Below are 12,948 nucleotides of genomic sequence, written 5' to 3'. Positions count from 1 at the left end.
CCCGCGGCTCTTCTGGGACGGCGGCGCGGGCCGCTCCGTCTTCGCGACCGTGGGCTACCTGGCCGAGGAAAGGCGCGGCGGGACGGTGGACGGCGCGCGGCTGCCCGACGGCAGCGAGTTCCGCGAGGCGCTGGGAACGCGGCGGGTGGACGGCGGGCTGTCCGGGCGCTTCCCCACGCGCGGCGGGCTGCTGCTGGGCGTGCGCGCCGCGGCGGCCGAGACGCGGCGGCGGCGCTCGTTCGGCGAGGAGGGCGACCGCGAGCGGACGCGCACCGGGCTGGCGGAGGCCACGCTGGGGGGCACCGCCGGGCTGCACGCGTGGCTGCTGGGCGCCGCCGTGCAGCACGACGCGCTCTCGTCCGCCGCCAACCCCGCGGCCGGCTACGGGCGCACGGTGCCGGGCGTGTTCGCGCAGGACGAGTACGCGCCCGCCGAGTGGCTGCGCGTGGCGGCGAGCGTCCGTGCGGACTTCGACCGCGGGTTCGGCACGCGCGTGAGCCCACGCGCCTCGCTGCTGCTGCGGCCGGCGGAGCCGTTCACGGTGAGGCTGTCCGCCGGCGCGGGCTACATGCCGCCGACGCGGCTGGTGGAAGAGGTGGAAGCCGTGGGCCTCCAGCGCCTGGTGCCGCCCGGACGGCTTCGGGCCGAGCGGGCGCGCAACGGCTCGGTAGACGTGGGATGGGCGTCCGCCCGCTGGCAGGTTACCGAGACGCTCTTCGCCGCCGAGATCCGCGACGCAGTGCTCGCGCGGCCGTCCCTCTCCGCGCCGGGACTGCTGGAGCTGGTGAACGCGGCGTCGCCCACGCGGGCCTGGGGCTCCGAGCTGCTCGCGTCGTTCAACGCCGCGCCGCTGCACGTGATCGCCGCGCACACCTTCACCCGCTCGCGCGAGGCGGACCCGGAGCGGGCGCGGCGCGTGGAGTCGCCGCTGGTCCCGCGGCACGCTCTGTCGCTGGACGTGCTGCTGGAGAGCGAGGCGCGGGGCCGCATCGGGGTGGAGACCTCGTACACGGGACGGCAGCGGCTGGAGGATGATCCGTATCGCCAGTGGAGCCGTTCGTACCTGCTCGTGGGCGTTCTGGGCGAGCTGCGCTTCGGGGAGACGGGCGTCTTTCTCAACGCCGAGAACCTGGGCGGCGTGCGGCAGACGCGGTGGGAACCGCTGCTGCGCCCCTCGGCCGGGCCCGGCGGGCGCTGGACGACGGACGCGTGGGCGCCGCTGGACGGGCGCAAGCTCAACCTGGGCGTGCGTTTGGAGCTTTGATCGTCCGACCGGGCGCAGCGTGCGACGGCCGTATACGCGCGGAGGGGTGAACTCCGCAAACATTCCCGCTCTCCGCGGTGTTTTACGCTTCGTGGCAATCGAAGCCGGGAACGAGAAAGCCGAGATTACCCCCACCGACGCTTGCGCGTCCTCCTGGGTGGGCACGGATGAGAACCCGGACAGCGAACCACGCCGGGCCCGCGAGGGTCCACCGGAGGCCGGTGGCGGCCGATGGCACCTGAAGCCCCTCCGTTCGCGGAGGGGCTTCGTGCGTCCGGCGGCGGGGGGCGTAGCACCATCCGCCGGGTGCGAACCTGATATTTTCGCCGAAAATTTCCTGAAAGGAACGCTGTTCGGCGCAGGGAAAGCTGCGGAACGAGCCGTTCCGCAGCTTCTTTCCGGCGAGGTCGGCTACTTGGTCAGGAGGTCGACCATCGCCTGGCCGAGCCGGGCGAGGTTGGTACCGACAGTCTTGGCGCCCTCGATCACGGTGGTGGCAATGTCGCCGCCGCCGATGATCGAGTCCATCTCGTCGTTGGTCAGGTCCTGGAAGTCGTGGGCCATGCTGGTGTCTCCGCGCTTGGATGAGTATGGGCCCGGCGGGGTGCCGGGCGGGTGGGAGGATGAAAATAAATGTTTCTGCGCCCCTGATCAACACTAGGCGGAAAAGGTGAATGTGGACCTCACGCCGCCGCCAGCGATTCTTCTTCGACCGGGCGCGGGGAACGGTGCCGTCCATTCGTTCGGCGGGCTCGTCCGCCACGCCGCGAGGTCGTAGATTGCCGCCGCTCATGCGCTATTCACGCCGAACGGTCAGGCGGATGCGGGAAGAGCTGGACGATGCGGTGCGTCCGTTCGTGGACGCGGTGGTCGCGCAGGTGGCGCGGCCGCTCGGCGTGCGCGACGTGCCCGCCAGCGCGGAGGCGCGGGTGCGGGCGGTCGTCGCCAACCTGATCGCCCGCGCGAGCGACCCGACTCCCGCCGCCCGTGTGCCCGCCGAGCTGCTGGTGGCCGACCTCGTGCTGCTGGCGGCCTTCTTCCAGAACGTGGACCTGCTGTACGACGGCGGATACGCGCATGCGGATGCCGTGAGCATGCTGGTGATGCACGCGCTGGAGCTTCTGGACCGCACGGGCTGACGCACGGCGGACGAGCGACTTGCGCGTCCCCACCCGCCGCGCGACGTTGGTTTCGCCAGCCCAGACGCACGACCGCGGCGCGGTTTGATCCAGCGCCGCACATCTACCGAACCCACTCCGTTCCCGGACCGACGATGAAGAAATCCGCACTGGTCGCACTGGCCCTCGGCGCCGCGTTCCTGCTTCCGCGGCCCGCGCGCGCGTGGGACGACGTGGGCCACCGCGTGGTCGCGCGCATCGCGTGGGAGACCATGCGCCCGCAGACGCGCGCCTGGGTGATCGCGCTGCTCATGCAGGCGCCAGACAGCTCCGGCATCCGCGACCTGCTGGACCCGGCGCTGCCCGCCGCCATTCGCGAGCGCGAGCTCTTCGTGCGCGCGGCCACGTGGGCGGACATCATCCGCGACAAGACGGTGAAGGGCGCGGCGTACCACCAGCCGTCGTGGCACTACGTCAACCACTTCTGGGAGCAGGCGTACGAGGGCGCGCCGCCGCGCATCAGCACGCGGGGCACGGCGGGGATGCTGGTGGACAGCCTCAACGCCTTCGAGCGCGAGATCGCGGACCCCAACCTGGACGCCGGGCGGCGCGCCGTGCTGCTCGCCTGGGTGGAGCACCTCACGGGCGACGCGCACCAGCCGCTGCACAACAGCGCGCGCATGACGCTGATGGAGCCGCAGGGCGACCACGGGGGCAACGACTTCAAGCTGGAGGGCACGCACAGCCTGCACGGCTACTGGGACAGCGCGCTCAGCCGCCGTTTCCCGCTGCTGGCGGGCGAGACGGTGGAAAGCCGCGTGGGCCGCATCGCCGCCGGGGTGATGCGCCGCGAGCCCGCGTCGATGTTCCGCCGGCACCTGGCGCCGCAGGACGCGGCCGCCTGGTCGATGGAGGGCTTCGCGACGGCCCGCCAGGCGTACCCCGCCGAGCTGAAGCGCGGCCAGGAGCCGGTGCAGTCGTACGCTGCGTGGACGAACAAGGTCGTCGACCCCGCCATCGCCGAAGCCGGCTACCGCCTCGCCGACACGCTGGAGCACGCCTTCGGGCGGTAATCGCCGACCGTTGCCGGCTCTGGAAGCACGCCGACCCTCCTCCGCATCACGGGGGAGGGTCGGTTCGCGTTTCGGGAGATGTGGGACGGCGCCATCGACCACAGCGCCGCTTCGACAACGGGTGAAACGCGGTAGATGCGGTAGATGCGGTAGATGCGGTAGATGCGGCGCCCGTCGGTGGTGACGCGCGGGTGGCATCGCCCGGGCGGCTAAAGCGCGAAGCCCACGTGCGTAGGCTGCTGCCGCACCCATTGATGCGGTGCGGAGCGGGCGTGCAGCCGGGATCGGTGCGGAGCGCGGAGATGATGATGCGCGGCGGTCACCGTGATCGCCGCATTGGCGCGAAAGGGTGGACACCGCGTGGATGCCGCAGATGCAGCCCGCGCAGCGGGCTTCGCGCCGTCGTAGCCCCGCGGGTTTACCCGCCCGGGCGTGTCGGCGGCCTCTCCGCCTCAGTTCCGCAACCGAAGCCGAAGACGCAGCCCGCGGAGGCGCTTCGTGCCGTTTCTAGCCGCAGGTTGGACCCGCGGGCGTTTGTCCGTGAGCGCCACTCGCCATCGACCAGAAACGGCAGCGCAACTGACGTTTTCGGGAGGGAGATGCGGAGGTTCTCCAACTTCCGGTCGGAGCCGTGTTTAGCGGAAGCTGCTACGCCCCGCGGGCGCAGCGGTTTTCCGGTGCATCTGCAGTCGTATGCTTCGGCTTACGTTCGTCTTGACGTGACCCGCTTTCGCGTTACCTTGGGTCCAGGTGGGTGAAAGTGGGGGAGAGTGGGGCCGCCGTTCCGGGCCTCCCAAGCAACCGGAGCGAATGAGCGGCTACCTGGGGAGCTACCTGCACCAGATCGACGAGAAGGGAAGGCTCAACCTTCCCGTCTCGTTCCGCCGCGACACTGCAGAACGTCCGCTGGTCCTGGTCCACGTCGCTGAAAACGCCCTCACGCTGTACCCGGAGCCCGCCTGGGCCGAGGTGGAGGTGCGCCTGCGCGAGATGCTTCGTCTCCAGCCGCAGGCCCGCCCTTTCGTGCTGGGCGTGACCGCCAACGCGGTGGAGGTCACGCCGGACAAGCAGGGCCGCATCCTCGTCCCGCAACGCTTGCAGGACGCGGTGGGCATCGCCGGCCCCACCCTGGTGGTGGGTGCGATCGACCGTATCGAGCTCTGGAATCCCGACCGCTTCGCGCAAACCGTTGCCACCCCGGTGCCCGATGCCGCTCGCTTCATGCACCAGATCTTCGGCTGACTGGTCCCCGATGACGCACGCCTCGGACTACCACGCTCCCGTGATGGTGGAGGAGGTGATGTCGTACCTCCGCCCCGAGCGCGGCGGCGTCTATCTGGACGGCACGCTGGGCGGCGGCGGCCACGCCGAGGCGCTGCTGGAGCGCGCGCCGTACGCGGAGCTGGTGGGCGTGGACCGCGACCCCGACGCGCTGCGCGAGGCCGGCGCACGCCTGGCCCGCTTCGGCGGCCGGGCCCGCCTCGTCCGCTCGAACTTCGCCTCGTCCGTCGCGGCGGCGGGCATCGAACCCGGCACCCTGAACGGCGTCCTCCTGGACCTCGGCATCTCATCCCACCAGATCGACGAGGCGGAGCGCGGCTTCACCTTCCGGCCCGGCGCGCCGCTGGACATGCGCATGGGCCAGGACAGCGCGGGCGAGCCCAGCGCGGCCGACGTGCTGAACACGTGGGAGGAAGAGGACCTGGCGAACGTCTTCTTCCGCTACGGCGAGGAGAAGCGGTCGCGCATGCTGGCCCGCATCGTCCTGGAGATCCGCGCCAAACGCCGCATCGAGACCAGCGACGACCTGGTCGAGATCATCGGCCGGGCGCTGCCCGGCAGCGACGCGTCGGACAGGGCGCGCATCTTCCAGGCGCTTCGCATCGCGGTGAACGGGGAGATCGGGGCGCTGGAGGGCGCCCTTCCCGCTTTCAGGGACGCGCTGGCGCCCGGCGGCGTCTTCGCCGTGCTCAGCTACCACTCGCTCGAGGACCGGCTGGTGAAGAACGCGTTCCGCGACTGGAGCACCGCCTGCACCTGCCCGCCCGGCCTGCCCATCTGCATCTGCGGCGGGGTGGCGGACGGCGAGACGCTCACGCGCAAGCCCGTGTCCGCATCTCCCGAAGAGGTGCGCGAGAACGTGCGTGCCCGCAGCGCCCGCCTGCGTGCGTGGAGGAAGGGCTGATGGCTTCCCCGCCGCGCCCCCGCGCGAAGCAGCCGCGCGCCGAGCTTCCCGGCCGCCCGCGCCGCCGCCGCGGCAGCGGGCGCGGACGGGCGATGCTGCGCACCGCGGGCTTCGTCGCCGTCCTGCTCGCCGCGTTCGGCGCGGTGGTGTGGCGGCAGACGCGCGCCGTGGAGCGCGAGCGGGAGCTGCGCGGGCTGCGCAACGAGCTCGCGGTGGCCGAGGGCGAGAAGGTGGAGATGGCGAACCGCATCCAGGCGCTCCAGAGCCGCGCGCGCATCGTCCGCGTCGCGAAGGAGCGGCTGGGTCTGCATCTACCGACCGACGAGGAGATCGTGCTGCTGCCCGTTCCCGCCGGCGCCGCGCGCGTCCCCGCCGACAGCGCGGGGGCGAAATGAGCCGCGCGCGCGACGGCCAGAAGCGCTGGGACGCGGCCGAGAAGCTGCCCGCCCGCCGCCACATCCTCACCGTCGCCGTCTGCGCGGCGGGGCTGGCGATCATCGGCCGCGGGGTGGAGCTGCAGGGGTTCGAGGGGCGCAAGTGGGCCGCCGTCGCCGCGGAGCAGCAGCAGGCGCGGCAGCCGCTTCCCGCGCGCCGCGGGGGCATCTATGATCGCGAGGGCGTGCCGCTGGCGCTCACGCGCGAAACGTTCGCGCTCTCCGTGGCCCCGCGCGAGATCAAGGACGCGAAGGCGGCGGACAGGCTGGCGCGCGCGCTGGGCATCTCCCGTCCCGCGGCTCGCAAGCTCGTGGACCGCCGCCGCGCCTGGGTCGTGGTCCCCGGCCGCTTCTCGCCCGAGCAGCGGCACGCGCTGGACAGCGTTCGCGGGCTGCACTGGGACCGCCAGCTGGAGCGCTTTTACCCGCAGGGCGCCATCGCCCGCGAGGTCCTCGGCGGCGTGTCTGCCGACGGGCGGGCGGCGGGCGGGATCGAGCAGGAGCAGGACACCGTGCTCCGGGGGATCGACGGCTACGCGGTGAACCGGCGTGACGCGCACGGCGTGGTCGAGTCTTCGATCACCCTGCCGGTGGAGCCGCCGCGCGACGGCAGCGACGTCTACCTCACCATCGACTTCGAGCTCCAGCAGATCGCCGACGAGGCGCTGACCGAGGCCATCCGCACCACCAACGCGGCCGGCGGCGACATGCTGCTCACCGATCCGCGCACGGGCGAGGTGCTGGCCGCGGTTTCCAAGCGCCCCGGCGGCGGCATCGGCCTGGGCGCCATGATCGAGCCGTACGAGCCGGGATCGACCATCAAGCCCTTCTTCGTCGCGTCCCTGCTCGCCGGGGGATACGCGAAGCTGGGCGACCGCATCTTCGGCGAGAACGGCTCGTGGACCATGCCCAGCGGCCGCGTGCTGAGGGACGTGGAAGAGAACCAGTGGCTCACCCTGCGCGATGCGCTGCGGGTGTCCAGCAACATCGGCATGGCCAAGTTCAGCGAGCGCATCCCGCCCGCCCAGCAGTACCGCTACCTGCGCGACTTCGGCTTCGGCACGGCCACGGGGGTCGAGTACCCGGCGGAAGCTTCCGGCCGCCTGCCGGGGCTGAAGCAGTGGTCCGGGTACACGCCCGCCAGCGTCGCCATCGGCTACGAGGTGGCGGTCACGCCGCTGCAGCTCGCCATGGCGTACGGCGCGCTGGCGAACGGCGGCACGCTCATGGAGCCGCACCTCGTCCACCACGTCCGCAGCTCCGCGGGCGAGACGGTGCGCGACGTCGCCCCTCGTCCGTTGCGTCGCGTGGTCCCGCGCGCGGTGGCGGACTCGCTGCGGCGCGTCCTCGCCTCGGTCGTCGAGGACGGCACGGGCACCCGCGCGTCGCTCTCCACCTTCGTGGTCGCCGGGAAGACGGGCACGGCGCGGCGCACCGGCGTGGGCGGGAGGTACGAGGCGGACTCGTACAACGCCACGTTCGCCGGCTTCTTCCCCGCGCAGGACCCGCAGCTCGCCATCTACGTGAAGATCGACCGGCCGCAGGGCGCGTTCTATGGCGGCGTCACCGCGGCACCGGTGAGCCGCGAGACGTTCCAGGCCATCCTCGCCGCGCACACCCGCGCGCTGGACGGCCGCAGCCTACTCGCCTCCCGCCTGCCGGTGCACCAGATGGCGGCGGCGACGGCGGTTCCGGCGGATGACCAGCCCGCGGCTCCGTCGGGCACCGAAGGCACCTACGTCTTCCTCTCTCCGAAGGCGCCCGCGCCGGACGGCGACGCGCCCGCATCTTCCGTCCCCGTGCCGAATGTGGCCGGCCTCTCCCTGCGCGACGCCGCGCGGCGGATGCACGCCCTCGGCTTCCACGTGCGCCTCCAGGGCGGCGGCGACGTCGCCTCCACGCTTCCCGCTGCGGGGGCGATGGGCTCGCGCGGCGCGACGGTGACGCTCGTGGGGAGGAGCCGCTGATGGCGCGCTCCGTTCCTCTCTCGCAGATCGCGGAGCGCCTGGAGCGCGAAGGGCTGCTCGCGGGCGTCCGCGGCGGGCTGCTGGACGAGGTGAACGTGGACGACCTCTCGTCCGACTCGCGGCAGATCGGCCCCGGCTGGCTCTTCTGCGCCGTGAGCGGGACGACGGGAGATGGGCACCGCTTCCTCCCCGACGTGGCCGCGAAAGGCGCCGCGGGGGCGACGGTTGAGCGTGCGTCGGAGGAGGTCGATCTCCGGCAGATCCAGGTGACGGACGGTCGATTGGCGGCCTCGTACGCGGCGGCGGAGTTCTTCGGCGACCCGTGGAACGAGCTGGCTCTGGTCGGCATCACCGGCACGAACGGGAAGACCACGACGGCGGCCATCCTCCGCCATCTCCTGTCCACGCGGATGCCCGCCGCTTCGATCGGCACGCTGGGCGCCGTGGGGCCGGACGGGAAGGTGGTCGAGGGGACGGAGGGGCTGACGACGCCCGGGCCGGTGGACCTCGCCCGCTGGCTGCGTGGGCTGGCGGATGACGGCGTGCGCGGCGTGGCGATGGAGGTCTCGTCGCACGCGCTGCACCAGGGCCGGGCGGCGGCGGCGCGGTTCGACGCGGCGCTGTTCACGAACCTCACGCGCGACCACCTGGACTACCACGCGACGATGGAGGAGTACCGCGAGGCGAAGCTGGGCCTCGTCGGCCTCCTCAAGCCCGGCGCCGCCGCCGTGCTCAACGCCGACGATCCCGCGTGGGACTCGGTAGATGCGCCGCGCATCGTCCGCTTCGGCATCGACCGCCCGGCAGATGTGCGGGCGCTGGACGTCCGCGTGGGCGAGGGCGGGATGGAGTGGACGCTGGAGACGCCGGACGGCTCGGCGCCCGTCGCGCTCCCCCTCTTCGGCGGCTACAACGTGGCGAACTCGCTGGGCGCCGCCGCCGCGCTGTGGAGCATGGGCTGGAAGGCGGACGAGATCGCCGCCGGGCTCGCCACGCTGCCGCAGGTCCCCGGCCGCCTGGAGCGCGTGGTCGGCCCGCCGGACGCGGTGACGACGCTGGTCGATTACGCGCACACGCCCGATGCGCTGGAGCGCGCGCTGCTCGCCGTTCGCCCCCTGGTCCGGGGCCGCCTGATCGTCGTCTTCGGGGCGGGCGGGGACCGCGACAAGGGGAAACGTCCGGAGATGGGACGCGTCGCCGCGGCCCTTGCGGACCTCGCCATCGTGACCTCCGACAACCCCCGCACCGAGGACCCGGAAGCCATCGCCGACGACATCGAACGCGGCATGGGAGATGCACCGCGCGTCCGGCTTACCGATCGCAGGGAGGCCATCGCCCACGCCCTCAACGAAGGGGGCCGGGACGACCTCGTCCTGCTCGCGGGCAAGGGCCACGAGACCTACCAGATCCGCGGCACCGAGAAGCTTCCGTTCGACGAGCGGGAGGTGATTCGCGAACTCCTTGCCGGGCGGAAAACATTTGCAGCGGAACGGGAGGGGTAGGGGCGTGGCGGAATTCCGCTGGACGGCGGCAGAGGTGGCCCGCGCGCTGGGCCTGGACGCATCTCCGGAAGATGCAGAGACCACGTACGCGGGCGTATCGACCGACACGCGGAAGATCACGGCGGGCAGCCTTTTCGTGGCCCTCAGCGGCGCCAGCTTCGACGCGCACGATTTCCTCGGCCAGGCGGCAGATGCGGGCGCCACCGCCGCCGTCGTCAGCCGCGTCCCTGTAGACGCGCCGGAGGGAATGCGCCTCTTCGTGGCGGACACCGACACGCGCACCGCGCTGGGCCGCCTGGGCCGCCACCGCCGCCGCGCGTTCGGCGGAAAGGTCGTCGGAGTGGCCGGCAGCAACGGGAAGACGACCACGAAGGAGCTGCTGCGCGCCGCCCTCGGATCGACCCTGCGCGTGCACGCGACGGAAGCCAATCTGAACAATCAAGTGGGCGTTCCCCTCACGCTGCTGTCGATCCCGGACGACGCGGACGTCGCAGTGGTGGAGATGGGGACGAACGAGCCGGGCGAGATCGAGGTGCTGACGGCCATCGTGGAGCCGGACGTGGGCATCATCACCTCTATCGGCGAGGAGCACCTGGAGGGCTTCGGCGACGTCGCGGGCGTGTTCCGCGAGGAGGTCGCACTGCTGGAAGGCCTTCCCGCCGCCTCCGTCGCCATCGTCGCGGACGAGCCGGCGGAGCTGCCCGCCAAGGCGTACGAGCTTCTCGGCCGCGGGCGTGTACACGTCGCGGGTCTGGAAGAGACGGCGGACCTGCGGCCGGACGGCGGGATGGATTCGGTAGATGTGGAGCGGGACGGCAGCACGCGCTGGAGCTTCCGCGGCACCGCCGTGCATCTCCCGCAGCCGGGCCGCCACAACGTCCGCAACGCGCTGATCGCGCTCGGCGTCGCGCTGGAGCTGGGCGTCAGCGCGGACGATGCGGCGCGGGGCATCGGGGCGATGGCGCGGCCCAAGCTGCGCGGCGAGTGGCACGAGGTGGGGCGGATGCGTGTCCTGGCGGACTGCTACAACTCCAACCCGCCCAGCCTGGCCGCCGCCGTCGACCTCCTCGCCGCCATCCCGGCCGACGCGAAGAAGGTCGCCGTCGTCGGCACCATGCGCGAGCTGGGCGCCCACGCCGATGCCATCCACCGCCGCGCGGCCGAGGAGATCGCCGTTCACGTCCGCGACGGCGGCATCGACCGCGTGATCGCCACGGGCGATTTCGTCCCCGCCTTCGCGCGGCTGGCCGCCGAGCTGGGCGACCGTCTGGTCACTGGCGACGACCCGCTGGACGCCTACGCCGCCTCCGCGCCGTCGTTCGAGGGGAACGAGACGATCCTGCTCAAGGGCTCGCGCGGGGTGCAGCTGGAGCGCTGGATCCCGCTGCTGCAGCGGGACTGGGGTAACCCCACGTGAGCACTGTCCGCCCATCCGAGCCCGACGCACACCGCACCTTCCGCATGCGACCCGACTTCCACCAACCGGCCGGAGCCTGACACGGTGCTCTACCACTTGTGTGTTCGACTCGCCGACTACTGGATGATCTTCAACCTCTTCCGCTACCAGACGTTCCGGGCGGCGGGGGCGGTGGTCACGGCGTTCGTGGTGGCGGTCTACTTCGGGCCGGCTGTCATCTCCCGGCTGCGCATGCTCAAGGTGGGCCAGGTCGTCCGCACCGAGGGCCCGCAGACGCACCTGGGCAAGAGCGGGACTCCGACGATGGGCGGCGTGTTGATCGTGCTCGCCACGGTGGTGCCCACGCTGCTCTGGGCGGACCTGACCAACTGGTACACGTGGGCGGCCATGATCGTCCTGGTCTGGCTGGGCGGGCTGGGCTTCATGGACGACTACCTCAAGATCGTCCGCAAGAAGACGGAAGGGCTGGTGGGCCGCTACAAGATCGTGGGCCAGGTTTCCATCGGCCTGCTGCTGGGGATCGTGCTCATCTGGCACCCGTTCAGCCAGCAGGTGCCGGCCACGTGGACGCAGATCCCCTTCTTCAAGACTTTCCACCTGAACTTCTACTGGTTCGCGTACCCCATCTGGGTCGTGTTCATCATCACCGCCTTCTCGAACGCGGTGAACCTGACCGACGGGCTGGACGGCCTGGCCGCCGGGCTCTCGGCCATCGCGGCGCTCACGTTCGGGATCTTCGCGTACGTGCTGGGCCGCGTGGACACGTCGGACTACCTGAACCTCTTCTACCTGCCGGGCTCGGGCGAGCTGACCATCTTCTGCGTGGCGCTGGCGGGGGCCTGCATGGGGTTCCTCTGGTTCAACGCGCACCCGGCCGAGGTGTTCATGGGCGACACGGGGTCTCTGGCCATCGGCGGCGTGCTTGGCGCCATCTCGGTGCTGCTCAAGGCGGAGTTCCTGCTCGCCATCGTGGGCGGCGTCTTCGTGGCCGAGACGGTGTCGGTGGCCGCGCAGACGGTCTACTTCAAGTACACGAAGAAGACGACGGGCACGGGGCGCCGCATCTTCCGCATGGCGCCGCTGCACCACCACTTCGAGCAGATCGGGTGGCACGAGAACCGGGTGATCATCCGCTTCTGGATCGCGGGGATCATCTGCGCGATGTTCGCCTTCGCCACGCTCAAGATCCGATGACCCTTCCGCTGGCCGGGCAGACCGTGGGCATATTGGGCCTCGCACGAAGCGGCCTGGCCGCCGCGCGCCTGGCGCTGGCCCGCGGCGCGCACGTGTACGCCAGCGACCTGGGCGACACGCCCGCCACGCGCGAGGCCGCGGAGCAGGTGCGCGCCCTGGGCGGCGAGGCGGACGCGGGCAGCCACGACGCGGAGAAGCTCGGCAGATGCGACCGCATCGTCCTCTCCCCCGGCATCCCGCGCACGGTGCCCATCCTGCGCGATCCGCGCGTGGCCCACGTGCCCGTGCAGGCGGAGGTGGAGTTCGCGTTCGCGCTGCTGGACGCCCCCGTGATCGCCATCACCGGCACGAACGGGAAGACGACCGTCACCGCGCTGCTCTCGCATCTCCTGACCGAGGCCGGCAAGGACGCGCCGGCCGGCGGCAACATCGGCATCGCGCTGTCGGAGCTTGCTTTGCGCGACACGCCGCCGGACGTCGCCGTCGTCGAAGTCTCCTCTTTCCAGCTCGCGGACATCGACAAGTTCGCGCCTGCGATGGGCATCCTGACCAACCTGGCGCCCGACCATCTCGACCGGTACGCCAGCCTGGAGGAATACTACGGCGACAAGGCGCGCCTCTTCCGCAACGCCACCGCGGACAGCATCTGGATCCTGAACGGGGAAGACGAGACGGCCCGCGAGCTTCCGGGAGATGCGCCCGGGACGCGCTACTACTTCCGCGTCGCGAGCCAGCTTTCCGCCGATGAGATGGGCGGCTTCGTCTCGGACGACGGCGTGCTGACGCTCCGCCTC

12 protein-coding genes are annotated in these 12,948 nt (G+C 71.8%); 11 read left to right on the top strand and 1 reads right to left on the bottom strand.

What is annotated here, in order from left to right; genetic code table 11:
- Nucleotides 1-1,264: TonB-dependent receptor (locus tag VFE05_18105; GenBank protein HET6231992.1), on the top strand; the 1,264-nt coding region annotated here is incomplete at its 5' end.
- Between the two features lie 411 nt (nucleotides 1,265-1,675).
- On the opposite strand, the gene VFE05_18100 is transcribed toward VFE05_18105, so the two are convergent.
- Nucleotides 1,676-1,828, bottom strand: coding sequence for a hypothetical protein (locus VFE05_18100; protein ID HET6231991.1), 153 nt, complete (start codon nucleotides 1,826-1,828; stop codon nucleotides 1,676-1,678).
- Between the two features lie 257 nt (nucleotides 1,829-2,085).
- Here VFE05_18100 and VFE05_18095 point away from each other — a divergent pair, with 257 nt between their 5' ends.
- The 10 genes from VFE05_18095 to VFE05_18050 form a co-directional block, all read left to right on the top strand.
- Nucleotides 2,086-2,403: a hypothetical protein gene (locus VFE05_18095; GenBank protein ID HET6231990.1), complete on the top strand. Its 318-nt coding sequence runs from the start codon at nucleotides 2,086-2,088 to the stop codon at nucleotides 2,401-2,403.
- Nucleotides 2,404-2,537: 134 nt separating this feature from the next.
- Nucleotides 2,538-3,455: a S1/P1 nuclease gene (locus VFE05_18090; GenBank protein HET6231989.1), complete on the top strand. Its 918-nt coding sequence runs from the start codon at nucleotides 2,538-2,540 to the stop codon at nucleotides 3,453-3,455.
- An 810-nt stretch (nucleotides 3,456-4,265) separates the two neighbouring features.
- The gene (locus VFE05_18085; GenBank protein HET6231988.1) at nucleotides 4,266-4,697 is read left to right on the top strand and encodes a hypothetical protein; all 432 of its coding nucleotides are present in this window, start codon (nucleotides 4,266-4,268) and stop codon (nucleotides 4,695-4,697) included.
- Between the two features lie 10 nt (nucleotides 4,698-4,707).
- Complete coding sequence (rsmH, locus tag VFE05_18080; GenBank protein HET6231987.1) at nucleotides 4,708-5,640, top strand: 16S rRNA (cytosine(1402)-N(4))-methyltransferase RsmH; 933 nt, start codon at nucleotides 4,708-4,710, stop codon at nucleotides 5,638-5,640.
- Nucleotides 5,640-6,035: a hypothetical protein gene (locus tag VFE05_18075; GenBank protein ID HET6231986.1), complete on the top strand. Its 396-nt coding sequence runs from the start codon at nucleotides 5,640-5,642 to the stop codon at nucleotides 6,033-6,035. Before rsmH ends, VFE05_18075 begins: the two co-directional genes overlap by 1 nt.
- Complete coding sequence (locus VFE05_18070) at nucleotides 6,032-8,041, top strand: penicillin-binding transpeptidase domain-containing protein (GenBank protein ID HET6231985.1); 2,010 nt, start codon at nucleotides 6,032-6,034, stop codon at nucleotides 8,039-8,041. Before VFE05_18075 ends, VFE05_18070 begins: the two co-directional genes overlap by 4 nt.
- Entirely contained in the window at nucleotides 8,041-9,543 is a 1,503-nt protein-coding gene (locus VFE05_18065; GenBank protein ID HET6231984.1) for a UDP-N-acetylmuramoyl-L-alanyl-D-glutamate--2,6-diaminopimelate ligase, read from the top strand. Before VFE05_18070 ends, VFE05_18065 begins: the two co-directional genes overlap by 1 nt.
- 4 nt (nucleotides 9,544-9,547) lie before the next feature.
- The gene (murF, locus tag VFE05_18060; protein HET6231983.1) at nucleotides 9,548-10,960 is read left to right on the top strand and encodes a UDP-N-acetylmuramoyl-tripeptide--D-alanyl-D-alanine ligase; all 1,413 of its coding nucleotides are present in this window, start codon (nucleotides 9,548-9,550) and stop codon (nucleotides 10,958-10,960) included.
- 84 nt (nucleotides 10,961-11,044) lie between these two features.
- Nucleotides 11,045-12,154 (top strand): phospho-N-acetylmuramoyl-pentapeptide-transferase, encoded by a 1,110-nt coding sequence (mraY, locus tag VFE05_18055; GenBank protein HET6231982.1) that lies wholly within the window; start codon nucleotides 11,045-11,047, stop codon nucleotides 12,152-12,154.
- Nucleotides 12,151-12,948, top strand: a 798-nt coding sequence (locus VFE05_18050) for a Mur ligase family protein (GenBank protein HET6231981.1), incomplete at its 3' end; no start/stop codon positions are given. The genes mraY and VFE05_18050, both read left to right, overlap by 4 nt.

The organism is Longimicrobiaceae bacterium (genome assembly GCA_035696245.1).
GTDB lineage: Bacteria > Gemmatimonadota > Gemmatimonadetes > Longimicrobiales > Longimicrobiaceae > DASRQW01.
This window is presented reverse-complemented; position numbering and strand designations above follow the sequence as displayed.